This is a genomic window from Paenibacillus sp. ATY16 (assembly GCF_003399985.2).
Classification (GTDB): domain Bacteria; phylum Bacillota; class Bacilli; order Paenibacillales; family Paenibacillaceae; genus Pristimantibacillus; species Pristimantibacillus glycanilyticus.
Genome location: NZ_NMOK02000056.1, coordinates 226,483 through 252,695, shown reverse-complemented (window position 1 = coordinate 252,695; position 26,213 = coordinate 226,483). Strand labels below are relative to the sequence as shown.

The following is a 26,213-nucleotide window of genomic DNA, read 5'->3' as shown; positions in this document are numbered from 1 at the left end:
GTTACGCATGATTTACTCCGTATAAGTCGGTAAGTATCCATTCCATTTATACGGAGTAAATGAAGGTCGATGGATATGTGCCGACTTTTTATAAAGAAGCAAGTTGTTTATAAAAAGGAGGAACTTACCATGTCAATGATTCATGTACAAAACCTGACATTTTCTTATCCCAGCAGCTTCGATCCTATTTTTGAAGACGTTAGCTTTCAAATCGACACGGATTGGAAGCTTGGATTTATTGGCCGCAACGGTCGAGGCAAGACAACTTTTTTCAATCTGTTATTAGGGAAATACGAATACAGCGGTAATATTGTCTCGTCGGTAGAATTTAATTATTTTCCGTATCCGGTTTCGGACAAAAGCAGACTCACCTACGAAATATTGGAAGAGATTTGTCCTCAAGCGGAGGATTGGCAATTTCTTCGGGAAATATCTTATTTGGAAGTCGATGCTGAAGTGATGTACAGACCGTTCGAAACGTTATCGAATGGGGAACAAACGAAGGTTTTGCTGGCTGCGCTTTTCTTGAACGAAGGGCAATTTCTATTAATCGACGAACCGACCAATCATTTGGATACCCATGCAAGGAAGATGGTTGCCAAATATTTGAAAAGGAAAAAAGGGTTCATATTAATTTCGCATGATAGAAAGTTTTTGGATGGCTGCGTAGACCATATCTTGTCCATAAACAGAGCCGATATAGAGGTTCAAAGCGGTAATTATTCCTCTTGGAAGCTGAATTTCGATAGACAGCAGGAACATGAGGAAAAAACGAATGAGCGTTTACAGAAAGACATTGGAAGGCTGCAGCAATCTTCCAAGCGTTCAGCTAATTGGTCCAATCAAGTGGAAGCCTCCAAAAATGGCACAACGAATTCGGGTTCGAAGTTGGACAAGGGGTTTGTTGGACATAAAGCCGCAAAAATGATGAAACGCGCAAAGAGCCTGGAAGCAAGGCAAAATAAAGCAATCGAAGAGAAGTCTACGCTGCTTAAAAACGTGGAAAAAACGGAGTCTTTGCAATTAGAACCTCTGGAATACAAATCAAAAGAACTGATGCAGTTATCGGACGTGTCCGTTATGTATGATGGTGAATTCGTGAATAAGCCATTAAGTTTTAAGGTGGAAGCGGGAGACCGGATCGTGCTTGATGGCAAAAACGGCAGTGGAAAGAGTAGTATTCTAAAATTAATTTTAGGGGAGCCACTGCAGCATACGGGCACAGTGAACGTTAGCTCCAGCCTCGTCATTTCGTATGTACAGCAGGATACCTCTCATTTAAAGGGAAAGCTGTCCGACTTTATTGAAGAACATCAGATTGACGAACCGATCTTTAAATCCGTTCTGCGAAAGATGGACTTTGACCGGATCCAGTTCGACAAAGATATATCCCACTATTCCGGCGGCCAGAAGAAAAAGCTGCTTATCGCTAAAAGCTTATGCGAGAGAGCCCATTTGTATATTTGGGATGAGCCGCTAAACTTTATCGATGTTTATTCACGCATGCAAATTGAAGAGCTTATTAAAAGCTTTAATCCAACCATGGTTTTTGTTGAGCATGACCGGATCTTCCAAGAGGAAATTGCAACGAAAACGGTAGTCCTATAGTTATGCCTTTAACTTAACGGTTGCCTTGAGACCACAAGACAGCTGCCGACCATTTATCGGCAGCTGTCTTTCTTTTAACGGGATAGAGCCGAGCATACTACTTGCTTACCTTAGGCAGCCGAATGAAGACGCGAGTCCCCTGGCCGACTTCGCTCTCAATCCGTAAGGACGCAAGGCTTCCGAACAGATGCTCCAGCCGCCTCTTCGTATTGCTAAGGCCGATGTGCCTCAGCCCGGGGCTGCTCTTTTTCTCATGCGATTCCCAAATCCTCTGCAGCCGCTCCGGCTCGATGCCGATTCCATCGTCCTCGATGGTGATCATAAGTTGGCTTTCGGATTCACAAGCGGCAATACGAATGGTGCCGGGCTCGTCCTTTGGGCATATGCCATGGAAAATGGCGTTTTCGACAAACGGCTGAATCAGAATGCGCGGCACGAGATAAGGAAGCGATTGCTCTTCCAGCGACCACTCCACCTTGAACATATCGGCGTACCGGTACGATTGAATGTCAATGTAATCCCGCAGCAGAGCGACCTCATTGTGGAGCGGGACAAGCGAATCGTCTCCGCCCGTCTTCACCGCGTCTTGAAGCACGCGAATAAAAGCGGAGACCATGCGGACGATGTCCTCATTCCCTTGTTTTTGGGCCATGTAAATAACGGCATTCAGCGTGTTGTAAACAAAATGCGGATTAAGCTGCGACATTAGCAGCTCCATTTGGAGCTCGCGTTTGTCTTTCTCGTGCTGGATGGATTCCTCGATGTGAGTCCTCAGCTGGCTTGTCATCCGGTTGAACCCGTTCCCTAGCTTTTCTATCTCGTCTCCGGTATCGATCTGCACGGACACCTGCAAATTACCGCTCGATACCGCATTCATCGCATTATACAGCCGCATGACAGGACGGGTAATGCGGAGGATGGCCGGAATCATCAGGGCAAGGATAAGCGAGGTGCTGACAAGCGTGAAGAAGCCAAGCAGGTACAAGACGATCTTGGCGCGGTCGAACAACGATGCCTGCGAGATGAAGGAGGCCAGCCGCCAGCCGGATGTTTCGAACCGGTCGACAAGCAGGTAGCCGTTGTTCACGCGGTATGCGCCTTCCGTGCCCGTACCGTCATCTAGATCTTGAACGAGACGGGCTATTGCTTGCTCGCCGTCATTCGGCTTCACATAGAGCGCGTCCCCGGATTCGCTAAGCCAGGTTAAGTTGCCGAAAGGACTGAAGTCGAGCAGCGACTGAAAGTGGCTGTAGTCGAGATTAACGATGAATTTACCAATCGTCTGTCCGGGCTTCTCGATATCCCGCACCGTCACGACATAGCTAATGATGGTCGTCTCGGATGACGGTTTCTGGTCTGCAAGCATACGGTGGGGCTCGGTGAAGCCGTACTCGGTTCCCGATTGGACGAAATTCAAGTACCACGGCTCCTTCAAGCGTTCGCTGAAATAGCTGTCGTTGCCGGCTGCGTTCCAGAACACTCGTCCGTCCGGCAGCACAAGCGCATAGCTCGTTACCTCCTTGCGCAGCCCTTTGTAACCGTCGACGAACTTGAACGTACTCTGCAAAGCCTTGAACTGATCAAACGTGTCGAGCTGATCGTACGTTTTGTAGAACTCCTGCAGCTGCTCGGCAATGATAAGAGTTAACGTAAATTTCGAAATATCATCGGACATGTAGTCGAGCTGCCGTACCGTCTGGCTCAGCTTCGCTTTGTCCTCCTGCATCATTTGGCCAATCAGGATATGATTATAGTAATAGTAGGTAAAGGCTATGGACAGCAGAAAACTGACGGCGGCGACGATAACGATTCTCCAGAAAATGACGGTGCGAAGCCTGGTCATCGGGCCTGCTCCTTAGCACGGAACTGGTGGGGGAGAACGCCGGTCAGCCGCTTGAACACCTGACTGAAATGCTGGGGGGAACGATAGCCGACCCGAGCGGACACTTCGGCCATTTTGGCGTCCTCGCGCATAAGAATGAATTTAGCCTGCTTAATTCGGTATTCGGTCAAGTAGTCAAGAAAGGTGCGGTTGAGCTCCCGCTTAAATAGCTCATGCAAATACCTAACGCTAATGCCGGTTGCGGCAGCGGCATCCTCGACCCCGATCTCGTCCTGGAAGTGAGCATGGAGGTAACGTATGGCTTGCAGGAGCTTCGGGGACAGACGTTTACGGGCAGTTGATCCCTGCTCGTTCAGCTCGCCGAAAGCATGAAGGAACCGGTTGCGTATATCGGTTACGTGATACAGGGGACCGAACGTTAATGGATCCAGCGGATCCGCCTCGGGAAGTCCCGCTGCCGCAAGCCGTTCGCGATACAGGGTTGTCAGCGCGCGGATGGCTTCGTACAAACCGTTCAAGTTCCATTCCGGCTGCGCGAGACTGTCGAACCATTCGTTGATAACGCTTTCAAAACTGCCGTAATCCTCTTGTGCGATACAGGCCGCCAACGCCTCAAGCCACCGGCGGCTGCCATCCATATTCGCAGGTGCCATACGGATTGGCAGGGGAAGATCATGCGCGCAAGCCATAGTATTGCGGCCGGAAAAAACGGTGTGTCGCGCGGCTTCTTCCAGCTTGCGTATCAAGGCGGGCAAATGCGCCGCATCGGCGTATTCGAACGCGAAATAGAAAGAGACGGTATAACCAAGCCGACCTTCGAACTCCCGCTGCGCAGTCGAGGCGATTCTATGAAAAGCTTCACGCTGCACGGAGACGCTTTTATCGCGCTGCTCAAACAATGCAACCAGCCTGCCGGGTCCATGCGCGAATTCCCCGACTAATTCCCAGTCGGCGGTTGTCTCCGCATGCTTAAAGCCTTCCGTCCATCCTATTGTCCCGCTGGCATCGGGCGACGCTGCGACGGATGGAATTGTCGTGAACGGCACATCTGCTTGCAGGAGCAGCGCGCATAGCGGTGGACGCGCGATGTGAGCGCCCTGCTTGGCAGGTGGACTGCTGGCGAAAAACGCTTCCTTCAGTTGTTCGGATCGGGAGAGCTTGCGCTGCCGCTCATTCATTTCCCAAGCTAGCTTTGCTTTCGCAAGTTCCTGCATAAGCTTGTCTCGATTAACCTCGTGCTTAACAAGGTAGCTCGACACGCAGCCGAGCGATATCGCCTGACGGGCATAATTAAAATCCTCGTATGCGCTCATTACGATGAAGTTGACGCCCCATCCGCGTTCGGCTACCGCCCGAATGAGCTCAAGTCCATCCATAACCGGCATGCGGATATCCACGATCATGATTTGGGGACGATGCTCTTCGCAGAGACGCAGCGCGCTTCGGCCGTTTGTTGCCGCGGCTGCGATCTCATATCCATTCTCTTCCCATGGTATTAGCGTTCGTATATGCTCCAGGGCAATGCGTTCATCATCCACCAATATGATCTTCATCGAAGGGAGCCTCCCATGTCCATATTTGAATCCATTATACTCTACGCAATAAGGGCGGTGAAGCAAAGTGCAGAATCCCGACCAAAAATGCAGTTTTGTTATGTTTACGCTTTCATAGGCACTTGTATATGATGAGAGCGTAACCAAAAACCTAAGGGAGGATTTGGGATGCGTCGTTCGAAATGGGGAAGAGGAATCGTGCAGGCAATGACTGCTTTGACTCTTGTTAGTTTGCTAGCCGCATGTTCAGGCGGAAGCGGCGGCAATAGCGGAGGCAACAACGGCGGAAACGTCAAAACGAGCACACCGGCGGCAGAAACAGAGAATAACGGTGCTGCGGAGGACGGAGGCAACAAGGAGCTTAAAGGGGAGTTCGTGCTCTGGACTTGGGAGCCGGAGCATCCGACGGCGCTGGCGGCTTTTAACGAGAAATATCCGGGGATCAAGGTGAAGAGAGTACAGGTCGAAGCGGCCGATGTTCCGAAGAAGCTGCAGACGACGATCGCCTCGGGCGGCGAGCTGCCGGACGTTATCCGGATCGAGCGCGGGCAGAAGGCAAAGATCTTCAGTATGGATATTTTGCAAGATTTAGAGGCCGACCCTTATAATGCGGACCGCAACGTGTTATTCGAGTATGACGCTCCGGCATTCTCCATGAATGACCATCTGGTCGCTATTCCGGATGATATGAGCGTTGCCGGCGTTGCCTACATCAAGTCGCTCGCCAAGGAGTATCTGGGTACGGACAATCCCGAAGAGATGGAAGCGATGCTGCCGGACTGGGATGCATTTATCGCCAAAGGCGCAGAGGTGCTCGACAAGAGCGGCGGTAAGGTCATGATGTTCCCAAGCCTTGGCGGTGTCTACGATATTCTGAAGGGTCAGCGGGATCAGCCGTACTTCGAGGGCAACAAGTTAAACGTTCAGCTGCTTCAAAGCGTCGTAACGCGGCTTGTCCAGTTCCGCGATGCGGGCATTGTAGACAAGCTCGACCAATGGACGCCGGCCTGGAACGCCTCGTTTGGCGGCGATAAGTACATGTTTACGCCAAGCCCGGTCTGGATGCCGCAATACGTCATCGGACCAAACGACAAGAAGCCTGACCGCTGGGCGTTGATGGTAGCTCCGGATGGAGGTTATATCCGCGGCGGTTCGTCGCACGGCATTCCGAAAGGCGCCAAGAACGCCGAGCTGGCTTGGAAATGGATCGAGTTTACTTCGATGTCGCAGGCAGGCGCGGAAGCGCAGAAGAAGGACGGCGTGTTTACCCATTACAAAGAGGCTTACCAGAATAAACAATTCTCGAATTGGACGTGGGAGAATTTCGGCACCCAGGATATTGGGGAGAAGTTCTTCGTGGACATCTCCGGGGTAACGACCGACGTTGCCGAGAACGTGAACGACCAGGTGCTTGACGAAGCGATGAGCATCGTGCTGCAGACTCTATCGAAGGATAAAAGCTTCGGCGTGGAGCAGGCGATGGACCGGATTCAAAAAGAGCTGAAGGCGAAAGTGCCGGACGTTACGTTCGGTTAACGGCGAGCACGATGCGGAAGAGACGCTGGGAGCGGCCGGGCGGCCGCTCTTTGCGCTTTCCTTGACCTTATAACGATCGGAGTGGGAATAATGGATGTGGTGAAGCGAAAATGGGCGCCGTATCTTTTTCTGTCACCGTATATGCTGTTTTACGCGGCCTTTGGCCTGATTCCAATTTTGTTTTCGTTCTACGTGAGTCTGACGAGCTGGAACGGGATCGGAAAAAAAACGTTCGTTGGGCTGGACAACTATGTTTTTCTGTTTAATCCCGACTCTTACTTCTTCACCTCGGTCGGGAATACGCTGCTGTTCGTGGCCGTATCGCTGCCGCTTCAAATGGCGTTTGGCCTTGCGATTGCTTCACTGCTTTACAGCAAATTCGTCAAGTGGAAAGCCTTTTTCCAGCTTGTCAACTTCCTGCCGTACATCGTCACGCCGGTTGCGGTCGGCCTCATGTTCAACCTGCTGTTCGATTGGCAGGCCGGTTTCGTCAACAAGCTGCTGCTCGAATTCGGTCTCATCGACGAAGGGATCTATTGGCTTGGCGAACCGATGTATGCCCGTATCGTCATTATTCTGATGCTGTTTTGGAAGGGCTTTGGCTACACGATGATTTTTTATCTGGCAGGACTTGCCAACATATCGAAGGATTTGCACGAGGCGGCTGCCGTTGACGGCGCAACCGGCATGAAATCGTTCTGGACCATAACGCTGCCCTTGCTTCGCCCGGTCACAACCTTCGTGGCCATTACGGGAATTATCGGCGGCTTTCAATTGCTCGAGGAACCAATGCTGCTGCTAGGCGGCGCGGGAATGGGCTCGGCGTCTGCCGTCATCGGCGGACCGGAACGATGCTGCCTGACGACCGTCTGGAATATGTATGACACGGCATTCGGCAGCACAACTCGTTACGGACTAGGCGCGGCGATCGCTTACGGACTTTGCGTCATTATTGCCGTGTTCTCGTTTGTTGGCACCAAGTTTTACAGGGAGGAATCCTAAATGAGTACACGATCGCGTACGGTTACTGCGACGGTCGGTATCGCGCTGCTGTCGATCGTCGCCTTGCTGCCGTTTTACATTATGGTTGTTATGGGCACTTACAAGAACGAGGACCTTTTTACGAAGATCGTACTTTATCCGGGCAACTACCTAGCGGAAAACTTCAAGACGGTTGCGGCGAGCCGGTTCGATCTGGCCTACTGGAACAGTTTTGTCGTCTCGGCTGCCAGCACGCTGCTGTCGGTGTTCGTCAGCGCGCTTGCCGGGTTTGCGTTCGCGAAATACGATTTTAAGTTTAAATCGAAAATTTTCGGGGCTGTTCTGCTGACGATGATGATCCCTGGCCAGCTTGGCCTGGTCGCGTACGTGATCGAGATGCGTTATCTGAACCTTTCCGATACGTTGATGCCGCTTATCCTGCCTTGGGTGGCAAACGCGTTTGGCGTGTACTGGATGACGCAGTTCATTCGCGGCGCGGTACCGGTCGAGGTGATCGAGAGCGCGCGCATCGACGGCTGCTCGGATCTCGGAATCTTTTTCCGGATCGTGCTGTCCTTTATTTATCCGGCATTAACAACGCTTTCCCTGCTGGTCTTCCTCTGGTCGTGGAATAATTACCTGCTGCCGTTAATCGTAATTAACAAGCCGGAGATGTACACGATCCCGCTTGGCATCACGACGCTGGGCTCCGCGTACAGAACCGATCTTGCGGCGCAAATCCTTGGACTGTCGATCGGAACGCTGCCGGTGCTTGTTCTATTCGCAATTGGTTCGAAAAGCTTCATTCGGGGGCTGACCGCCGGATCGGTAAAAGGGTAAACGCTGAATATAAAAACGAGCCAATGGAATTTGAATTCCATTGGCTCGTTTATGTTTTATTTCGCGATTTCCGTCCGCCCGATGGCGTCCAATCGTTTCTTTGCTTCCTCGTAGACGTCGCCTGGAAGCGGGCCAAGCTCGGCGTAACGGAGATTTTCCGCCAAGTGGGAAGGATTCTTGGTGCCCACGATCGTTGTCGTCATGGAAGGGTGGGAGAGAGTGAAACGAAGCAGAAACCCTGTCCGCTGCTCGCCATGTTCCAAGAGGTCGTCCAGCTTCGCTTGCTCCCATGCGCTCCAGCGTTCCTCCGAACCTCGCCCGATACCCGGTTCGCCTTGTCCCACGCCGCCGCGGACAATGATGCCTGCTCCGGTGTCCGCGGCTTTTGTCACCCAATCCTCGTGTTCTCGTTCCAGAGCGGAGTAGGGCAGCTGGAACGTATCGAATGCTTCCCAGTCCACGAAGGCCGGTAGATTCGGAAGGTAAGAGGATACGCCGATGTAACGGGCTTTGCCGCTAGCCTGAATTTCCTTCAGTACGTCGACCAGCGCGCCTTCTTCGGCTTGCTGCACCGTAGGTCCATGAAGCTGCAAGACGTCGACATAGTCGGTTTTCATGCGCTTTAAGCTTGTATCGATGTTATGAAGCAGATTATCGCGCGTCCAAATATGGGACGTCTCGTCATGATCGCCGCGGTTCGTGACGCAGCAGCCGCATTTTGTCGCCAGAATAAACTCGCTCCTGCGGTGGCTGATGAAGCGGCCGATTAATTCTTCGCTGCGGCCGTAATCGTAAGAGGTGTCGATCAGATTGATACCCGCATCGAGCACGGTATTCAAGATGAGGCCCGCATCGGCATCCTCGACCGGTCTTCCGTTCCATACGCGGGGTCCGCGTATTTCCATGGCGCCGTAGCTTAATTTCGTAACCTGCAAACCGGTACGGCCTAATATCGCTTTATCCATCAATTAAGCTCCTTTTTTATTCCTATATTACCTTATAACCGGACATCGCTGGAAGGGCCGTTATTTTCATTGCGGCGCGCTTCTTCGAGCTCCTGCTCCCATGTCAAATGCCGGTATGGCACGGCAGCTTTGTCAGTGTCGAACCATTGAATGAAGTCCTGCCACATGGCCGTTGTCCATGCTGCATCGATTTGCGCCGTCGTATAGGTTCTGCTGTTCAAGCGGGCAAAGCCAAACACGTCGCGGACCTGCGATTTTTCCGCATGGGTAGCCGTCAGCTCCGCCAAATGGGCAGGGATGAAGATGACGCCTGCCGGCGTGCCAAGCACAACGTCGCCGGGGAGGCAGACGGCCCGGCCAATGCGGGCGGGAACGTTCATGCCGACCATCGTGACATCTGCTATTGCGGTTGGGTCGCTGCCCCGATAGAAAACATTGATGTTTTCGATTTGCTGAACCTGCTGATTGTCGCGTATACCGCCCCAAATAACGGCGCCTCCGGTTTTCGTACGGGTTGAGATAGCGGTGGACAGGTTTCCTCCCACGTAGGTGCCTTGATAGATTTTATCGAACATATCGATGACGGCGACATCTTCTTCCTCCAGCGAATCGATTACCCATTGGTTAAAAAAGCCTCTGCGATCCTCTTGCTCATGACCGTAATTCAGCAGCGTATCGTGCAGATCCGGACGTTTCGGCACCATAACGGCCGTAACCGCGCGGCCCACCATCACCTTGTTCGGGTGAATGATTTTGAAATCGCCCTCGAATTGATAATGATATCCTCTCGACCACAGGGGGCCCCAAGCCTCCTCGAGCGTGATCCTGCCTAGTCGGGCAAGAACACTGGACGGCACTTTGGGACGGCCGTCCGGGAAGCGCTCGCCTTGCCATAGCGGCGATAACTGAATGGTATCTTCGGCATTATTAAATTTCATATCGGACACCTCGCTTTATTTTTTGTCTTGCTGCTTAGCTCCAAAGTCGGTCGTTGGACCAGTAGCCGTTCCATTCGTCGGTAGGGAGCCAGAGTCCTGGAATTTCAGGGTGCAGATGCAGCGCGATAACCTCGTCGTTAAGCGATTCGATGCCAAGGCCAGGCGCATCGGGCACATGAATGAAGCCGTTCTGGACCAGCGGCTTTGGCAGCTTGCTGACGATCAGATCGTCCCACCAATCGACATCGACGGAATGGTATTCGAGCGCCAGGAAGTTTTCCGTGGCGGCTGCGGCATGCACGGCTGCGAGGCAGGCGATAGGGCTCTCCGCCATATGAATGGCCATCGCGACGCCGTATTCCTGGGCCATGTCGCCGATTTTTTTCGTTTCCAGAATACCGCCCGTCGTCAGCACGTCGGGATGGATGACGGATACGCCGCCGTATTCCAGAAGCGGCTTGAAATTCTCCTTGAGATAGATATCCTCTCCGGTGCAGACCGGAGTCGTCACCGCGCTTGCGAGCTGGGCATATTGATTCGTGTATTGCCACGGAATCATGTCTTCCATCCAAGCCAGGTTGTACTTTTCGATGCGGCGGCCCAGCTTGATGCAATCCTGCAAGCCGATATGCCCGAAATGGTCTACGGCAAGAGGGACCTCGTAGCCGACCACCATGCGAACGTCGGCAACGTATTGCTCCAGCATGTCAAGACCCTTCTCCGTCACATGGATGCCCGTAAACGGATGCGCGATGTTATAAATATCGTAGTGGCGGCTGCGTATTTCCCGCAGCTGGTGCTCGGAGAGGTTCGAATGCTTTCGGGAATACCAGGCTTTGGACAACGCTTTCATATCCTCCAGGAAGCCAAGAGGGGCGCTTAACGTGCCGGGCTCATTAATAATCTGATTGATGCCCAGATCCATCTTAAGGAAGGTGTAGCCCTGCTCCATTCTTTTTTGCAGCGCCAGGCCCATAGCTTTACCCGTATCTTTACCGTCAACGTCGGTGTCGCAATACATGCGGATCTTGTCGCGGAATTTGCCGCCCAGCATTTGATAGATGGGCATGCCGTAAGCTTTGCCGGCAATATCCCAGAGGGCGATCTCGATGCCGCTTACGCCGCCGCCTTGCCGGGAATGTCCGCCGAATTGCTTGATTCTGCGGAACAGCTTGTCGATATTGCACGGATTTTCGCCCAGCAGCCTGCTTTTGAGCTGAAGGGCAAACTGTTTGTCGGCGCCGTCGCGCACTTCGCCGAAGCCAACGATGCCTTGGTTCGTGAACACCTTGATCAGGCTGCAGTGCATGGGAGCGCCTGCGATATCGGCAAAGCGAATGTCGGTAATGCGAAGCTCCGAAGGCTTGGAGTAGGTGTTGACGTGAGCTAACGTGCTATCATAGGTTTCCTGTTGAGTCATGGGCAATGCTCCTTTGCGGGAATATGGGTATTGGGCAGATTACATCAACATGCCGGCACCATCCATGCGGATGGTCGAGCCGGTCATAAACGAACTTTCGTCCGAGGCCACGTAACAGACGAGCGAAGCGATATCCTCAGGCAGTCCGACGCGTCCAAGGGGAAACTTTTTGCGATTTGGTTCCTTATGAGAGGCCTTGAATTTGCCGACGTCGACCGCGCCTGGCGCAATTGTATTAACTGTTATGCCATAACGCGCCAGTTCAATGGCGCTTTCCCTCCCGAGCATTTTGATGCCGCCTTTCGACATGCAGTAGACCACGTCGAAGTCGGTAGGTCTTTTGCCATGCACGGATGAAATATTAATAATGCGGCCGAAATGCCGTTCCTTCATATAAGGGATAACCGCCTGCATGCATTGCCAGTATCCTTTAAGGTTGATGTTCATGACGCGGTCGTATAGCTCCTCCGTATAATCGAACCAGTCAAGATTAAGCTGAAGCGCGGCATTGTTGACCAGAATGTCGATGCCGCCAAGCTCAGCCGCGGCCGTATCGACCATGCGCCCGATCTGCTCCCGTTCCGCGACGTCGGCTTGCACGGTTACGCATTGGCCGCCAAACTCCTCGATCCGGTGCTGCGTATCCTTGGCTCCGGCATCGCTGGAATTGTAGTGAATGGCCACTTTCGCGCCGCGCCTTGCCAGCTCCAAGGCGATACCCTTGCCGATGCCCGTTCCCGCGCCGGTGACAAGTGCCGATTTTCCTGTCAAGCTGTGGCTCATGGCGTTCGCGTCTCCTCCTCGGCCGGCTTGTTCATGCGATGATCCATGTAATGCAGGAGAAAACCGCCGTCCAGCCGTATATCTGCGCCGTTCAAATAGCCGGCTTCATCTCCGGCCAGGAAGAAGGCAAGCTCGGCCAATTCTTTAGTCGTCCCAAGCTTTCCGCCTGGCACCTTGTAGCGGTAATCGTCGTAAAGTCCGGACACCAGGCTGTGGAACGTCATGTCCGAACCTTCGACAGGGCCCATCTCAATTACATTGACTCGGATTCCGGATCGGCCGAGAAACAAGGCCGCTTCATGAGCCAGCATCTTCACCGATCCTTGCGAGGCGCTGTAAGCGAAGGAGGAACCAGTAGGCTTCTCGTTATGAATGGAGCTGACGAAGATGATGCTTCCGAAGCCTCTTGCCGCCATCCGTCTGCCTAGCGCTTGGGTACAGAAGAAGGCCGATTTGGCATTTTTCCTCATGATTTCGACAAACTCCGCTTCTTCGCAGCTTTCGACAGAGGCGGGACTTAACGCACAGCAATTGTGAATCATGACGTCGACTGGGCCAAGCAGCTTCTCGGCTTGATCGAGCATTGTTGATATGTCGCCGCTGCTGCTAAGGTCGGCATGGGTAACAAGCACGTTTGAGCCAGCGGCATTGCAGCTAACGAGCAAGTTGTCCCATTCCTTATCCTCGCGTGAACTATTCAGAATGAGTTTCGCACCATCTTGACTAAACCGTGCGATAAGTCCCTCGGCGGACCAGCTGTCGGCATCCGCGATAAAGACCACTTTCCTCTTCAAATCATGTACACCCCCTCATGAATACTGGACTCTTTTCGGCAGGCGATTTGCTTTACATGACCATCTTACCGACCGATTGAAGCGAAAAGCCATGCCGCAAAATTATGATTTTGTTTGTTTTTTTACGGTTGATTCAGCTTGAAAAAAGTGGGAAATTTTCATCTTGACTTTCCAGTCCGAAGCGACTAGCATCGAATTATCGATTATCGATAATCCGTAAAATTTCCAAATCCCAAGGTGGTGAGAGCACGTGTCCATCGAAACAGCCAGTTCAGAGCAAAGTCCAATCTCTCTTAGCGAGCATGTCTATATCGCCTTAAAGAAAAAAATTATGAAAGGTGAACTGCTGCCCGGACACCGCATGATCGTTTTGGATATCGCCAAACAATTCAACGTCAGCCAAGCTCCCGTCAGGGAAGCGCTCGAGAGGCTGAAGCAGGAAGGTCTCATTGTAGGCAAAATGAATAAAGGCTCGGCCGTTTCTGAGATTACGGCCCAGGAGATACGGGACATTTACGAGCTCCGGCAAATGGTTGAGGGCGAGGCGCTTCGCAGAGCGATGATGGTGCTGGATGAGAAGGATATCGCTTACCTGGAAAGCGTTATTGCCGGCATGCGGGATGCGATCGACAAGGACGATCCTTACCGGCTGGTCGAGCTGGATATGCTCTTTCACGGTTATTTTTATTTGAGGAGCGGCAATGCTCTTCTCTACGACATTTGGAACAGCATCAAAACGAAAGTTATGCGTTTCATTACGGTAACGAACAAGGATCATCCCGGCCATACGCTTTCTGACTCCCATACCGAAATTCTGGATCTCATTAAATCGGGCGACGTTGATCAGACGGAAACGAAGCTGATAAGGGGACTCGATTTCTATAAAAACTATATCGGAGAGTAGCCCTTCAGCCGCATTCTTTTATTCATCCTTTCTCAAGAGAGGAGTGCCGATTATGAAGCAAGGGGTTATGGAACGAGCTCAGACGCTAAACGACCTGCTTCCCGGCGGCAGCTTTGAAGCCGGAGAAATGAAGAGGAGGCTGGAAGAGTGCGGGCTTCACGCTTATTACTCTTATCCGGCTCTAGCCCTGTTTGGCGTTAGCCTCCCGGAGGCGGATTTATGGTCCCGAAGATACGCCGTGGATGAACTCTATGCGGTCATCAAGCGCCATGGACCGGACAACACCGCTATTTTGCCAGATGACAAGGGAAATGTCGGAGTTCTATTTTCCTGGGACGACCGCGAATCCATCATGAAGCTATACGGCAGCATTTGCAAGCAAGAGCATAGCTTTAACCCTCAATTGATCTCGCTAGGCATCAGCAATCCTACTTCGCAATTATCAAGTCTGCATCATGGATACGAACAAGCCCTCTTCGCCATGAAACACCGATTCTATCAAAACCATTCGCAGCCCATTTACTACAGCAGTATTCCCGAGTATGCAACGGACGCCGAATATCCCCGGGATAAGGAAGACGAGCTTCTGCGTCTCTTGACTAACGATTCCATTACCGAACAATCATTAAACCGGCAAGCGGTAGAAAACTTCTACCGGAAGCTCACTCGCAACGGTCCTCTGCCGGTCAAGAAAGTCGTTGACGCGACGCTTCAGCTGCTGGTCAGCCTGCAGCTTCGGGTCAAATACGAGCTTGGACAGTCCCATTTATGCAACACGCCCGATATGACGGCGCTTATGCAGCTGAATACACTGGAAGAAATGACGGATGCCGTTTGCCAGGCGATAAAAGGAATGGGAGGAACGCCTTGCAGCGCCGACAGCCTAAATCGCAACCTAATTAAGAAAGCGGTTACATTGATGGAGGAGGAATACGATAAGGCATCCCTGCATTACGTCGCCGATAAAGTATTTATTACTCCCGCCTATTTAAGCTTTCTATTCAAATCGAAAATGGGAGTCACGTTTATCGAGCATCTGACCCGCATCCGAATAACCCATGCCAAAAAACTGCTCAAGCAGACCCATCTGCGAAACTATGAAGTCGCCGAGCGTGTCGGCTACCAGGACTCTCGTTATTTCAGTCAAATTTTCAAAAAGAAGGTAGGTTTGTCGCCAAGCGAATTCCGGGATGCAAATTAACCAGCTATTCATCATCTCATTGGGGGTTATTTACGATAATGAAGGAGTGTACAAGGTTATGAAACTAGCCGAGTTTTTCACTTCCCATCCGAACCAGCTATGGCATCTGGCGAAGCAGATGGGCGTCGATTACGCCGTTGGCCCGCTGCCGAAGGAAGATAACGGCATGAAGCCTTGGGATTATATGAACCTGCTGCACATGAAGCAGCGTTACGAGAATCACGGAATCCAGCTGCTTGTTATTGAATCGGCACCGCCAACCAATAAGATTAAGCTTGGCTTACCGGGACGAGACGAAGAAATTGAATGGATGGGCCAGCTCATATCGAATATGGGCGCTCTTGGCATCCCGGTCTTATGCTACAATTTCATGGCGCAGTTCAATTGGTTCCGCACGTCGACAACGACGCGTACGCGCGGCGGAGCGCTTGTGTCGAGCTACGATCATTCCTTGATGCAAAGCGCGCCGCTTACGGAAGCGGGGATCGTAACGGAGGATCAATTATGGAACAACCTGCGATATTACTTGGAGAGAATTGTGCCGATTGCCGAGAAGGCGAAGGTCAAGCTGGCTTTGCATCCCGACGATCCGCCTATAAGCCCGATTCGCGGCGTATCGCGCATTCTCCGGAATAGCGAGGCTTTGCAGCGCGCCATTGATCTCGTGCCAAGCGAATACAGCGGAATTACGTTATGCCAAGGCACGCTTGCGACCGCTGGCGAGCATATCCCGGATGTCATCCGCCATTTTGCGAATCGGAACAAGTTATTTTTTGTGCATTTCCGCGACGTCGTGGGCACGCCGGACAAATTCCAGGAGACGTTCCACGATGACGGCAAGACCGATATGTACGAAGCGATGAAAGTGTATTACGAGGTTGGATTCGACGGACCGGCAAGACCGGACCATGTTCCGACAATGGAAGGGGAGGACAATGCGAATCCCGGCTACGAAACGCTTGGACGACTGTATGGCGTAGGGTACATTAAAGGGTTGATGGAGGCGGCTACGGCGGAACGAAGGGCGCTTGCGGGGAATCTGAACGGATAAGCAGGTTTGATAGGGAAGAAGCTATGCATGCTGCGGCTGCATAGCTTTTTTGTGTTCGAAAGAGCTTTTTAAGGTCGCTTAAGAGTGTAAAAAAACAAACCAATTCATAAATCTATCGCATGTACACATGTAAGCGATTTCAATAGAATGAGCCTTATAGATGCTGTGAGGGGGGATGAACATGAAATGAAGGCTGAAGCTATGAATAAGCCGGCAACGGCAACAAAGCTGCGCTTGACGAAGAAGCTCAAAGGAACCAACGATAACAATCTGGCAGGCTACATTTTCATTTCACCTTGGTTAATAGGCTTTTTATTGCTTACCGCATGGCCAATCATCCAGTCTTTTTATTTGTCCTTTACGGAGTATTCGCTGCTCGAGGCTCCGACCTGGACCGGTACGGATAACTACGCCAACATTTTCACTAACGATAACGATTTCAAGACATCGCTGAAAGTCACCTTTATCTTCGTGTTGTTTTCCGTCCCGCTGAAGCTTTTCTTTTCCTTAATGGTCGCGATGATGCTGAATAAAAATGTGAAGGGCATGAATCTGTACCGGACGGCGATCTATTTCCCTTCTCTCATTGGCGGGAGTATTGCCGTAGCGGCACTGTGGCGCAACATGTTTAATCTGAACGGTTATTTCAATCATGTGCTTTCCTGGTTCGGCATTCAAGGCGTCGGGTGGATAACGAATCCGCATACCTCGCTTGGAACTCTGATTCTGCTGAATACATGGCAATTCGGCTCGACGATGGTTATCTTCCTGGCCGGGCTGAAGCAGATTCCGGGCGAGCTTTACGAATCGGCATCGGTTGACGGCGCATCGAAGCTGAGAAAGTTTTTCCACATCACGCTTCCGATGCTGTCGCCGGTCATGTTTTTCAACTTGGTGCTTGGCATTATCGGCTCCTTCCAAATGTTCACCTCCGCGTTTATCGTTACGCAGGGCGGCCCGATCAATTCGACGTATATGTACGCGCTGTTCCTCTACGAGAAGGCGTTTAAGCATTATCAAATGGGATATGCCTCGGCGCTTGCCTGGATTCTGCTCGTTATCGTGGCGCTGATGACCGCCATTAACTTCCTGGTATCGCGCTACTGGGTATTTTACGAGACGGACGGAGGGAAGCAAAAGTGAACAAAGCGCTTAAGAATCATAAGGTTGCCAGCCATGTGCTGCTGATTGCGTTCTCACTCCTGATGCTTTACCCGGTTATCTGGTGGGTGGGCGCTTCGCTCAAAACGACGGCCGAGATGAGCTCGCCATCTATCTGGCCTTCAACGCCGATATGGGAAAATTACACCAAGGGCTGGCAATTCTCCCCTGAATTTACGTTTGGACGTTTCTTCGGAAATACGCTGCTTATGGAGTTCTGGAACGTGCTGGGAGGCGTTCTTACAAGCGCGATCGTCGCTTACGGCTTTGCCCGTCTGAACTTTAAGTTTCGCGGTGCGTTATTCTCCATCCTATTGCTTACGATGATGCTGCCCGGACAAGTGACCATTGTTCCGCAGTACATTCTCTACAATAAGCTTCAGTTCATGGATAGTTACATACCTTTAGTTCTTCCTCATTTCTTCGGCGGCGGCGCATTCTTTATCTTTTTGCTCGTGCAATTCATAAGGGGCATTCCGCGGGAGCTGGACGAAGCGGCCAAGATCGACGGTGCTTCCGTCTACGGTATTTTCTATCGGATTGTTTTACCGCTGATTAAGCCTGCTTTGGTGACCGTGGCGATCTTTACGTTTATATGGAGCTGGGACGATTTCTTCGCGCAAATGCTGTACTTGAATTCGGTTGGCAAGTTTACGGTTGGTCTGGCGCTGCGCATGTACGTGGATCAGTTCGAGATCCAATGGGGCAGGCTGCTTGCGATGTCGCTGCTTTCGGTTATGCCGTCCGTCATTTTGTTTTTCTTCGCGCAGAAGCAGTTCGTCGAAGGGATTGCAACGACGGGATTAAAAGGATAACGGCTTGCGGATCCAAGTTCAAAATACAAGGTAAAGGGGAAAAAAAGATGAAGCGAAACGTATACAAAGGATTCACGTTATTAATGCTTGCCGCCACACTGGGCTTGTCGGCTTGCGGGAACGGCGGCGCGAACAACGGGGAGGCGAATGCTTCGAACGCTGGCGGCAATGGCGCCTCCAATGCTCCGGTGAAGCTCAAAATCATGTGGCAAGGCGCGGATATCCGGCATCAGGCGATGTTGAAAACGCAGGAGGTCTATACGAAATTAAATCCGTCGGTTACCTTCTCGCCCGAATACATGGCATGGGACGATTATTGGAAAAAGCTTCCGACATTGGCCGCTTCCCATTCGCTGCCGGATGTCCTTCATATGGACGGGGCATACATTCAAGAATACGCGACTAGAGGCACGCTGGAGGATTTATCGGATATCGATCTCACAGGCGTCATCGACGATAAAACGCTCGAAAACTTGAAAATCGGCGGCAAGCTTTACGGCATTCCGATCAGCCGCAATGCGCAAGGCATGGCGTTCAACAAGGAAGCCCTCGAGGCTGCCGGCATCGAACTGCCGAAGAAAGACTGGACGTGGGACGAATATTTCGACTTTGCGAGAAATGCCCGCGCCAAGCTTCCGGATGGCGTCTATCCGATCAGCGACACGGATACGTGGGATTTCTACCAGTATTATCAAATGTCATACGGCAAAGGCCGGATTATTCAAGAGGACGGCAAGAAGTTTAATCTGGACAAAGACTTGTTCATGAAATTCTATGGCATCCATGCGGAATTCCGCGAAAAGAAAATCGTTCCTCCTGCGGACATGGTTAGCGCATTTAAGGAAAACGACCCGCAAGCGGACCCGATGGCAAGCGGCAAAGTGATGACGCGGGGCGCAACGGTTGGTTCGGTAGGAGCGCTTGAGCAGTTAATGCCGGGGAAAATAGACGTCGTCAATCTTCCGGTAGGGCCGGAAGGCGGCGGATGGGCGCAGCCGACAATCTTCCTAAGCGTAAGCACCGACGCCAAGCATAAGGATGCGGCGAAGGCTTTCATCAAATGGTTCGTGACGGATCAGGAAGCTGGCAAAACGTATGGCACGAACTTCGGCATTCCGATCTACGACGAGATCTATGCAGCGCTTGAACCTACCTTGCAACCGAAGGAGAAGCTGGGCAAGAAATTATACGATACGTCGATTGATAAAGCCATGCCGTTCTCCCCGGCTGCCGCAGGGTGGACGGAGTGGGTAGACAACTATAAGAAAACGATGGATGCCGTAATGTACGGCCAGAAATCGATTGAAGATGCCTATAACGACATTTCCAAGTCGGGCAACGCGATCGCAGAGAAGCAAGCCGCGAAATAATTATTTTTGAATACGAGTTAACGAAAAGGCGGCTAACCTATCCGGGTTTGCCGCCTTTTCGTTAACATTAGTGGGATTGAGGTGCATATTCCTGTATGATAGACAAGAAGTATTGAAATTTTGGAGGTTTACATGTCCTGGAGCAAAATGAAGCAGCAACTGGAGAGCTTTCTTAGTCCGGCGTTATCGGGGAGGGTGGAATACCGGTCAACCAGCTACCGTTATTTACCCGATAAAGCAGGGCTTTGTTATATAGCCGTAGATAAGAAGAACGTATTTAATATGAATGATGCAACTACATTGATCAGATGGTATCAGACCGAGCAGGAAATCAAGAATGACCCGTTGCTTCAAATTCCGATCAGCAAGGATGAGATTGAAGCCGTCAGAGCGGATACCAAAGGACTTGTTCCGGAGGATCGTCTAAAGGTTATGGCAAGAGGCAGAAAAATCGGCGAGCTAGCAAAGGAGCTTTTGTCGGCGCAGACATCCCTAAGCAAATCGAATTTCGTGGTTATAGCCAATAAATTTTTATCTCTTTCCATTGAAGAGAGCATGGAGAGCAAGGATATCTTATTGAATATCCTTGCGTTGATTGACAGAAGGGTCGGGAAAAAACGGCTTCAAAACATGAGCGATACAATCAAGTTAAAGCATCCCGTCGTTCAGTATTTTTATGAATTGCGACTTGGCGCGATGTGAGTACATGAAGGCATAACAATGGTTTAACCAGTAACCGATTACCGTCTCCTGCGGTGAACGGTTTTTTTTATGGAATCAGAAATAATAAGTGAATAATAAATTTTTAAGATCTTTTTAATACCTGCCTTCTATACTGATTCAAACGTTGAAGAGAGAAGGGGAATGCACATGAAACCTGGTCGTAGCGTATTTGTTCCCGCCGTAGTTGTGGCACTGGCAAGTCTTGCCTTGATCTTCTACGCATTTTTTGGCACAATCCATCAGGGCCCTCCCGTAATAAACCCTGAAGAAAGAGGCAGCGAAGGCTTATTCAAGACCATGGGAACGATCGCTGTCTGGTGCGCCGCCGTTAGTTACGCGTGGCTGCGATTGAAGCGCAAGCGCAAATCGCCGTCTCCTCTTGTGAAGAAGCTGGTCAAGCTATTTGACAAAGCGCATCGACTTGCCGGATACGCCGTAATCGTCTTAATTTCTGCGCATGGCATCTATTTTTTGACGCAATCGAGAATAAAAGACGACACTTATACAGGTATCGCAGGATTTGCGCTGCTGCTTTCGTTAGGGATCTACGGTTTTCTAATCCGCCGAGTAAAGAACAAGCATTTACGAAAAATTCATTTCTTGCTGGCAACCGCCTTTGCCGTTGCGGCGGTTATTCATGCAGGCGGTTCGGCGATTGTCGCGATGCTCAGCACAATCGTGTTCTGGGGATTGGTTTGGTTGATTGAACGAAGGGCAGCCCAGCAGACCGGGAAGAGAGCAGCCTAATCTTTCAGTGAACTCACTGCGGGCAGTTACGCTGTGAGTTCCTGGTTTACATATCTTTTGGACGATCTAGTTGGTCTTGATAAAAATCAAAATACAGTTTCCCATCCGTACCTTTTACAGCGTAAAACACATCGGCAAGAATGTGTCCTTTCTTTTGCACAGCCTTCTCGATCATTTCAGTCTTTATATTTGCTTCATGCAAATGTTCGTAAATAAACTTGCCTTCTTTTATGAGTTCCACAGGAACGTTTATTGGTTTTGGCGGGTATGCTTTTTCAACATTTAGTAAATGCAAATTAAGATGCCGATATTCTTTCTTTCTCAGAACGGAGAGTTTGCCGCTGTTTTCAAGTAAGGCATACTCTACTTCGGCAATGTCGAAAATCTCCTTCTCCCGGAGCATCTCGTTTAAGGAATCCAGTGTTAATTTGTTTTTCTTCATGTTTTCCTGAAGTAATACTCCTCCATCTACGACGACGGATGGTTTTCCAAATAACCATCTCTCCACATTTCTTCCTTTTAAAGATAAAAGACTAAGCAGCCACGAAGTGACAGTAAACACACCTAGTGAAATGACAAGATGGGATAGAACGATCTTCTCGTTAAACGCAATGTTCGCCGCTATGGCGCCTAGGATAATCGCGGTTACGAAATCATGGCTATTCATGTTTGATAATGTTTGTTTGCCAATCAATCTCGTGATGATTAAAAGGAGGATAAAGGAAGAGATACTCCTTATAAAAATGACAAAGTATTCAGACATTTAGCTCCTCCAAAAATTGTATTTAAATTAATTTTTCTTCAAGCGCTTTTATTTATTCAGACACAAAAAAAGACCAGCCTATATGCTGATCTCAAGGTTTGTAGTTTCATTAGGTTAAAGTCAAAAACTGTCGTCCGTATTCGCCATGATGATGAATGGCGGCATGCTCGATTTGGATGGTCGAGTGGACGATGCCGTATTTCTCCTTCAATAATTCGTTCAAGGCAAGCGTAATGCAATACGGCTGGGTATCCGAATGCGCAAGGACATGGGCTGTTAAGGAATAATGGTCCGTCGATATTGCCCACAGATGCATATCATGCACGTCCAATACTCCTGCTATGCTGCTCAAATCCCGGCGTATCGCCTCCAGATCAAATTGCTCCGGCACAGCCTCCATTAGAATAACGTAAGACTCCCGGATAATTTTTGCGCCGCCGATCGCGATAATGCCGCCGATCACCATGCTTATAAGAGGATCGAATATAAGAATGCCAGTGACTTTCATCAGAATGGCGGATACGATTACTCCCGCCGAGCTGAGCGTATCGCCTATGAAATGCCATAAAGCGCTTTTAACATTCAGGTTTTCTTCTTCTTTCGTGCTTCGGTGAAGCAGCAAGGTGAGTACGACATTCACGACTAATCCGATCACCGCAATGCCAAGCATGAGCCCCATATTTACCGGCTCAGGATGGATTAGCCGCTGAACGCCTTCGTACCAGATGAACACGGCTATAGCCACTAGCGCAAGGCCATTCAAGAAGGAGGCCATAATCTCGAAACGCACGAACCCGAAGGTGTATTTGCTGGTAGGCTGCCGTGATGCCATATAGATGGCGAACATGCTTAAGCTAAGCGCGAGCACATCGGATACCATATGCGCCGAATCGGAGAGCAAAGCAAGTGAGCCGGAAAATAAGCCGCCGATTATTTCAATTGCGGTAAAGATTGAGGTTAACGTCAAGGTGAGCCACAGCGTTTTTTTGGATGTGGACTGCTCTTTTACATGCGGAAGATGATGATAATCCCCTTTGTTCATCTCATTCACTCCTTTACTCTAGATTAGAATTATTATAAATAAGTAATGTAGCTTAAGTATATGCCCTCCACAGCCAAATGTTCAAATGAACATTATATGGATAACAGAAGGAATTCTCATTCTCATAAACTTCTTCTCTATTTTCACAAAAACCTTTTCAACTTTCACATGTACATACAAGTTGCGATGATGTTATACTGTCTACAGACAAGTTAGATATGCTGGATATCATACAAATTCATTATTCATAAACGGAGGAACAAACATGAGTCTTGATGTGAGAGAGGCTATTAAGAACGGCAAAACGGTACTTGGAATCGAGCTGGGCTCAACCCGGATTAAAGCAGTTCTCATCGGGGAAGACAATACGCCAATTGCATCGGGCAGCCATGACTGGGAGAACAGCTACCTCCATAATATTTGGACGTACAGCCTGGAGGATATTTGGAAGGGCGTTCAAGACAGCTATCGGAAGATGGCGGACGATGTGAAGGAGCGGTATGGCACGGCTTTGCAGACCATTGGCGCCATTGGTTTTAGCGGGATGATGCATGGCTACATGGTGTTTGATCAGGCCGGCAATCAGCTTGTTCCTTTCCGTACATGGAGAAATAATATAACGGAGCAGGCTTCGGCTGAGCTGAGCGAATTGTTTGATTTCCATATTCCCCAGCGCTGGAGCATTGCCCATCTGTATCAAGCCATTTTGAATCAGGAAGCGCATATTTCCGATATTCATTTCCTGACGACGCTGGCAGGTTACATTCATTGGAAATTAACCGGGCAGAAAAATCTCGGCGTAGGCGAAGCTTCCGGCGTATTTCCAATTGATATCCATACGGGAAGCTTTAGCGAGGTTATGATTAATCAGTTTAATGAGCGGATTGCGGCAAAAGAGCTTCCTTGGAAGCTTGAGGATATTTTGCCTCAAGTATTGGTTGCGGGCGAACATGCGGGAGTACTGACTGAAGAAGGCGCGAAGCTTCTGGACGCGACAGGAGAGCTTCAGGCTGGAATTCCGTTCTGCCCGGCAGAAGGGGACGCCGGAACCGGCATGGTTGCAACGAACAGTATTGCGAAGCGCACGGGCAACGTGTCGGCGGGAACTTCGGTATTTGCGATGGTCGTTCTGGAGAAGGAGCTGTCCAAGGCCTATGATGAAATCGACCTCGTTACGACGCCTACCGGCAATCTGGTTGCCATGGCTCACTCCAATAACTGTTCGTCGGATCTGAATGCATGGGTGGGCTTGTTTGACGAATTTGCCAAGGTTATGGGCCTGGATGTTGACGCCAACAAGCTGTACGGTACGCTATACAATCTAGCACTGCAAGGCGATCCGGACGGCGGCGGACTGCTGGCTTACGGTTACCTCTCGGGCGAGCACATGACGCATTTCGAAGAAGGCCGTCCATTGTTTGTCCGTTCCTCGGAGAGCAACTTCAATCTGGCGAATTTCATGCGCGTTCATCTGTTTACGGCGCTTGGAGCGCTTAAGATCGGCATGGATATTCTTCTCAAGCAAGAAGAAGTTAAGCTTGACCAGATCCTTGGTCATGGCGGCTTGTTCAAAACCGAAGGCGTAGGGCAGAAAATTATGGCAGGCGCCCTGAACGTGCCGGTCTCCGTCATGGAGACGGCCGGCGAAGGCGGAGCATGGGGGATTGCCCTGCTTGCTTCCTATATGATGAACAAAGCAGAGAACGAGACGCTGGAAGACTTCTTGAATAAGAACGTATTCGCAGGCAAAGCCGGCTCGCAGGTTTCCCCTGATCCGAAGGATGTGGAAGGCTTTGAAGTCTTTATGAAACGGTATAAGACGGGACTTTCCATTGAAAGAGCCGCGGTTGAAAATTTGAAATAAGCCGTTATCTGGAGCATGCGGATAGAAAGAACGATTGGAGCCGGGAGTAGTATTTCCTGGCTCCGATTTGTTAATCTATACTCATATCGCAGAATCGTACAGACAAGCTAGCAAAGGGGCAAGTTCATGAAAGAAAAATCATTGCCGAAATACATTCAGCTCAAGAAAGAAATATTGGTATGGCTGGATACGGGGAAGCTGCAGCCCAATGAGCAGATGCCGTCGGAGAACGAAATATCCGAACAGTTCGGACTAAGCCGGCAAACGGTCCGCCAAACGCTTGGGGAGCTTGAGAAGGAAGGCAGGCTGTACCGCCTGCAGGGAAAGGGGACTTTCGTAGCGGATGCGCGGGAAAGCGAGAGCCGCGTGGAAACTCAGACGATAGGTCTCATAACGACTTATATTTCGGATTATATCTTCCCGCATATCGTCCGGGGGACGGAAGCGGCGATTCGCGCCAAAGGCTACCGGCTGCTGCTCTCCAGCACGGACAACGATAAGGGCAGGGAGCGGGAAAGCCTGTCGATGCTAACCAGCCAGCCGCTTAGCGGCTTGATCATCGAACCAACCAAAAGCGCGGAAGGGAACCCGAATCTCGCTTATTTTCTCGCGCTTAATAACCGAAGAATTCCTTACGTGATGATAAACGCCAGATATCCGGAAATCAGCTGTCCTTCTCTTGTTATTGACGATGAAGAAGGCGGCAGTACGGCTGCGCAGCATTTGCTCGAGCTGGGGCATCGGCGGATTGTCGGATTTTTCAAGACGGATGACCAGCAGGGCGTGCTGCGCCTGAAAGGCTTCATGCGCGCGCATCAGCAGGAAGGCTGCCTGCTTCAGCCGGAATTTGTGGTGGCTTACCGGACGGAGGAGAAAGCGGAGAAGCCGATTGCCGAAGCGGCAAGACTTCTGGACCTTCCCGAAGAGGAACGGCCAACGGCTTTTGTCTGCTACAATGACGAGCTGGCTCTGCAGCTGCTTGAGGTTATCCGCCAAGCCGGGTTATCCGTACCGCAGGATATATCCATTGTTGGATTTGACGACTCCCCGCTTGCGACGGCATCCGAAGTGAAGCTGACAACGCTTGTTCATCCGAAGGCGGAAATGGGTGAGGATGCGGCAAGGCTGTTGTTCGAGCTGATCGAGAGCGGCGGCGCCATGATTCCGGAATCCAAAACCTACAAGCCAAGTCTGATTATTAGAGAATCTACCCGCAGGATGTAATGACAAGTCGTACGTTAAGCTAAAATAAATGTAGAAAACATGTACGTACAAGTGTATAATGACAATGAAAATGAGGATCGACGAAAG

At 50.6% G+C, this 26,213-nt stretch carries 23 protein-coding genes; 14 read left to right on the top strand and 9 right to left on the bottom strand.

Annotated elements, in window-relative coordinates; translation table 11 throughout:
- Positions 1-129 precede the first annotated feature (129 nt).
- Complete coding sequence (locus CFI03_RS30605; RefSeq protein WP_248762840.1) at positions 130-1,608, top strand: Lsa family ABC-F type ribosomal protection protein; 1,479 nt, start codon at positions 130-132, stop codon at positions 1,606-1,608.
- Between the two features lie 97 nt (positions 1,609-1,705).
- On the opposite strand, the gene CFI03_RS30600 is transcribed toward CFI03_RS30605, so the two are convergent.
- Both CFI03_RS30600 and CFI03_RS30595 read right to left on the bottom strand, forming a co-directional pair.
- A complete protein-coding gene (locus CFI03_RS30600; protein WP_248762837.1) occupies positions 1,706-3,451 on the bottom strand; it encodes a sensor histidine kinase in 1,746 nt (581 codons plus the stop codon).
- A complete protein-coding gene (locus CFI03_RS30595) occupies positions 3,448-5,004 on the bottom strand; it encodes a helix-turn-helix domain-containing protein (RefSeq protein WP_248762835.1) in 1,557 nt (518 codons plus the stop codon). Before CFI03_RS30595 ends, CFI03_RS30600 begins: the two co-directional genes overlap by 4 nt.
- A gap of 168 nt (positions 5,005-5,172) precedes the next feature.
- Here CFI03_RS30595 and CFI03_RS30590 point away from each other — a divergent pair, with 168 nt between their 5' ends.
- The 3 genes from CFI03_RS30590 to CFI03_RS30580 all read left to right on the top strand — a co-directional run bounded on the left by CFI03_RS30590 (position 5,173) and on the right by CFI03_RS30580 (position 8,361).
- Entirely contained in the window at positions 5,173-6,540 is a 1,368-nt protein-coding gene (locus CFI03_RS30590) for an ABC transporter substrate-binding protein (RefSeq protein WP_248762833.1), read from the top strand.
- Positions 6,541-6,630: 90 nt separating this feature from the next.
- Positions 6,631-7,542 (top strand): carbohydrate ABC transporter permease, encoded by a 912-nt coding sequence (locus tag CFI03_RS30585; RefSeq protein WP_248762831.1) that lies wholly within the window; start codon positions 6,631-6,633, stop codon positions 7,540-7,542.
- On the top strand, positions 7,543-8,361 hold the full coding sequence (locus CFI03_RS30580; protein ID WP_248762829.1) for a carbohydrate ABC transporter permease: 819 nt from the start codon (positions 7,543-7,545) through the stop codon (positions 8,359-8,361).
- A 56-nt stretch (positions 8,362-8,417) separates the two neighbouring features.
- Here CFI03_RS30580 and CFI03_RS30575 read toward each other — a convergent pair whose 3' ends face one another.
- The 5 genes from CFI03_RS30575 to CFI03_RS30555 are packed head-to-tail and all read right to left on the bottom strand — an operon-like array spanning position 8,418 to position 13,261.
- Positions 8,418-9,326 (bottom strand): aldo/keto reductase, encoded by a 909-nt coding sequence (locus CFI03_RS30575; protein WP_248762828.1) that lies wholly within the window; start codon positions 9,324-9,326, stop codon positions 8,418-8,420.
- A 32-nt stretch (positions 9,327-9,358) separates the two neighbouring features.
- On the bottom strand, positions 9,359-10,264 hold the full coding sequence (locus tag CFI03_RS30570) for an RraA family protein (RefSeq protein WP_248762827.1): 906 nt from the start codon (positions 10,262-10,264) through the stop codon (positions 9,359-9,361).
- Between the two features lie 34 nt (positions 10,265-10,298).
- Entirely contained in the window at positions 10,299-11,684 is a 1,386-nt protein-coding gene (locus tag CFI03_RS30565; RefSeq protein WP_248762826.1) for a mandelate racemase/muconate lactonizing enzyme family protein, read from the bottom strand.
- A 39-nt stretch (positions 11,685-11,723) separates the two neighbouring features.
- Positions 11,724-12,467, bottom strand: coding sequence for an SDR family NAD(P)-dependent oxidoreductase (locus CFI03_RS30560; protein WP_248762825.1), 744 nt, complete (start codon positions 12,465-12,467; stop codon positions 11,724-11,726).
- The gene (locus tag CFI03_RS30555) at positions 12,464-13,261 is read right to left on the bottom strand and encodes an SDR family NAD(P)-dependent oxidoreductase (RefSeq protein ID WP_248762824.1); all 798 of its coding nucleotides are present in this window, start codon (positions 13,259-13,261) and stop codon (positions 12,464-12,466) included. The genes CFI03_RS30560 and CFI03_RS30555 overlap by 4 nt, the downstream gene beginning before the upstream one ends.
- A 250-nt stretch (positions 13,262-13,511) precedes the next feature.
- Here CFI03_RS30555 and CFI03_RS30550 point away from each other — a divergent pair, with 250 nt between their 5' ends.
- The 8 genes from CFI03_RS30550 to CFI03_RS30515 all read left to right on the top strand — a co-directional run bounded on the left by CFI03_RS30550 (position 13,512) and on the right by CFI03_RS30515 (position 21,233).
- Positions 13,512-14,165 carry a GntR family transcriptional regulator gene (locus CFI03_RS30550; protein ID WP_248762823.1) on the top strand — a complete coding sequence of 218 codons (654 nt, stop codon included), beginning with the start codon at positions 13,512-13,514 and terminating at the stop codon, positions 14,163-14,165.
- Between the two features lie 52 nt (positions 14,166-14,217).
- Positions 14,218-15,366: a helix-turn-helix domain-containing protein gene (locus CFI03_RS30545; RefSeq protein ID WP_248762820.1), complete on the top strand. Its 1,149-nt coding sequence runs from the start codon at positions 14,218-14,220 to the stop codon at positions 15,364-15,366.
- Positions 15,367-15,424: 58 nt separating this feature from the next.
- Entirely contained in the window at positions 15,425-16,417 is a 993-nt protein-coding gene (locus CFI03_RS30540) for a mannonate dehydratase (protein ID WP_127490637.1), read from the top strand.
- A gap of 186 nt (positions 16,418-16,603) precedes the next feature.
- Positions 16,604-17,560, top strand: coding sequence for a carbohydrate ABC transporter permease (locus tag CFI03_RS30535; protein ID WP_127490636.1), 957 nt, complete (start codon positions 16,604-16,606; stop codon positions 17,558-17,560).
- Complete coding sequence (locus CFI03_RS30530; protein WP_248762818.1) at positions 17,557-18,393, top strand: carbohydrate ABC transporter permease; 837 nt, start codon at positions 17,557-17,559, stop codon at positions 18,391-18,393. The genes CFI03_RS30535 and CFI03_RS30530 overlap by 4 nt, the downstream gene beginning before the upstream one ends.
- Before the next feature lie 47 nt (positions 18,394-18,440).
- Positions 18,441-19,763, top strand: coding sequence for an ABC transporter substrate-binding protein (locus CFI03_RS30525; protein ID WP_248762817.1), 1,323 nt, complete (start codon positions 18,441-18,443; stop codon positions 19,761-19,763).
- Between the two features lie 132 nt (positions 19,764-19,895).
- Positions 19,896-20,465, top strand: coding sequence for an SF0329 family protein (locus CFI03_RS30520; protein WP_248762816.1), 570 nt, complete (start codon positions 19,896-19,898; stop codon positions 20,463-20,465).
- 168 nt (positions 20,466-20,633) lie between these two features.
- Positions 20,634-21,233 carry a hypothetical protein gene (locus CFI03_RS30515; protein ID WP_248762815.1) on the top strand — a complete coding sequence of 200 codons (600 nt, stop codon included), beginning with the start codon at positions 20,634-20,636 and terminating at the stop codon, positions 21,231-21,233.
- 46 nt (positions 21,234-21,279) lie between these two features.
- Here CFI03_RS30515 and CFI03_RS30510 read toward each other — a convergent pair whose 3' ends face one another.
- Together CFI03_RS30510 and CFI03_RS30505 are read right to left on the bottom strand one after the other, a co-directional pair.
- Complete coding sequence (locus CFI03_RS30510; protein WP_248762814.1) at positions 21,280-21,996, bottom strand: DUF421 domain-containing protein; 717 nt, start codon at positions 21,994-21,996, stop codon at positions 21,280-21,282.
- Between the two features lie 109 nt (positions 21,997-22,105).
- The gene (locus tag CFI03_RS30505) at positions 22,106-23,038 is read right to left on the bottom strand and encodes a cation diffusion facilitator family transporter (protein ID WP_248762812.1); all 933 of its coding nucleotides are present in this window, start codon (positions 23,036-23,038) and stop codon (positions 22,106-22,108) included.
- Between the two features lie 265 nt (positions 23,039-23,303).
- On the opposite strand from CFI03_RS30505, the gene CFI03_RS30500 reads away from it, so the two are divergent.
- The gene (locus tag CFI03_RS30500; protein WP_248762810.1) at positions 23,304-24,902 is read left to right on the top strand and encodes a xylulokinase; all 1,599 of its coding nucleotides are present in this window, start codon (positions 23,304-23,306) and stop codon (positions 24,900-24,902) included.
- Positions 24,903-25,028: 126 nt separating this feature from the next.
- Positions 25,029-26,126: a GntR family transcriptional regulator gene (locus tag CFI03_RS30495; protein ID WP_248762807.1), complete on the top strand. Its 1,098-nt coding sequence runs from the start codon at positions 25,029-25,031 to the stop codon at positions 26,124-26,126.
- Positions 26,127-26,213 lie beyond the last annotated feature (87 nt).

Bases quoted from the DNA above. Each gene is read 5' to 3' on its own strand.
- CFI03_RS30515 (WP_248762815.1), top strand. From the start codon at position 20,634: ATGAAACCTGGTCGTAGCGTATTTGTTCCCGCCGTAGTTGTGGCACTG.
- CFI03_RS30545 (WP_248762820.1), top strand. From the start codon at position 14,218: ATGAAGCAAGGGGTTATGGAACGAGCTCAGACGCTAAACGACCTGCTT.
- CFI03_RS30495 (WP_248762807.1), top strand. From the start codon at position 25,029: ATGAAAGAAAAATCATTGCCGAAATACATTCAGCTCAAGAAAGAAATA.
- CFI03_RS30585 (WP_248762831.1), top strand. From the start codon at position 6,631: ATGGATGTGGTGAAGCGAAAATGGGCGCCGTATCTTTTTCTGTCACCG.
- CFI03_RS30590 (WP_248762833.1), top strand. From the start codon at position 5,173: ATGCGTCGTTCGAAATGGGGAAGAGGAATCGTGCAGGCAATGACTGCT.
- CFI03_RS30535 (WP_127490636.1), top strand. From the start codon at position 16,604: ATGAAGGCTGAAGCTATGAATAAGCCGGCAACGGCAACAAAGCTGCGC.
- CFI03_RS30510 (WP_248762814.1), bottom strand. From the start codon at position 21,996: ATGTCTGAATACTTTGTCATTTTTATAAGGAGTATCTCTTCCTTTATC.
- CFI03_RS30560 (WP_248762825.1), bottom strand. From the start codon at position 12,467: ATGAGCCACAGCTTGACAGGAAAATCGGCACTTGTCACCGGCGCGGGA.
- CFI03_RS30500 (WP_248762810.1), top strand. From the start codon at position 23,304: ATGAGTCTTGATGTGAGAGAGGCTATTAAGAACGGCAAAACGGTACTT.
- CFI03_RS30565 (WP_248762826.1), bottom strand. From the start codon at position 11,684: ATGACTCAACAGGAAACCTATGATAGCACGTTAGCTCACGTCAACACC.
- CFI03_RS30600 (WP_248762837.1), bottom strand. From the start codon at position 3,451: ATGACCAGGCTTCGCACCGTCATTTTCTGGAGAATCGTTATCGTCGCC.
- CFI03_RS30570 (WP_248762827.1), bottom strand. From the start codon at position 10,264: ATGAAATTTAATAATGCCGAAGATACCATTCAGTTATCGCCGCTATGG.
- CFI03_RS30605 (WP_248762840.1), top strand. From the start codon at position 130: ATGTCAATGATTCATGTACAAAACCTGACATTTTCTTATCCCAGCAGC.
- CFI03_RS30505 (WP_248762812.1), bottom strand. From the start codon at position 23,038: ATGAACAAAGGGGATTATCATCATCTTCCGCATGTAAAAGAGCAGTCC.
- CFI03_RS30540 (WP_127490637.1), top strand. From the start codon at position 15,425: ATGAAACTAGCCGAGTTTTTCACTTCCCATCCGAACCAGCTATGGCAT.
- CFI03_RS30595 (WP_248762835.1), bottom strand. From the start codon at position 5,004: ATGAAGATCATATTGGTGGATGATGAACGCATTGCCCTGGAGCATATA.
- CFI03_RS30575 (WP_248762828.1), bottom strand. From the start codon at position 9,326: ATGGATAAAGCGATATTAGGCCGTACCGGTTTGCAGGTTACGAAATTA.
- CFI03_RS30520 (WP_248762816.1), top strand. From the start codon at position 19,896: ATGTCCTGGAGCAAAATGAAGCAGCAACTGGAGAGCTTTCTTAGTCCG.
- CFI03_RS30525 (WP_248762817.1), top strand. From the start codon at position 18,441: ATGAAGCGAAACGTATACAAAGGATTCACGTTATTAATGCTTGCCGCC.
- CFI03_RS30580 (WP_248762829.1), top strand. From the start codon at position 7,543: ATGAGTACACGATCGCGTACGGTTACTGCGACGGTCGGTATCGCGCTG.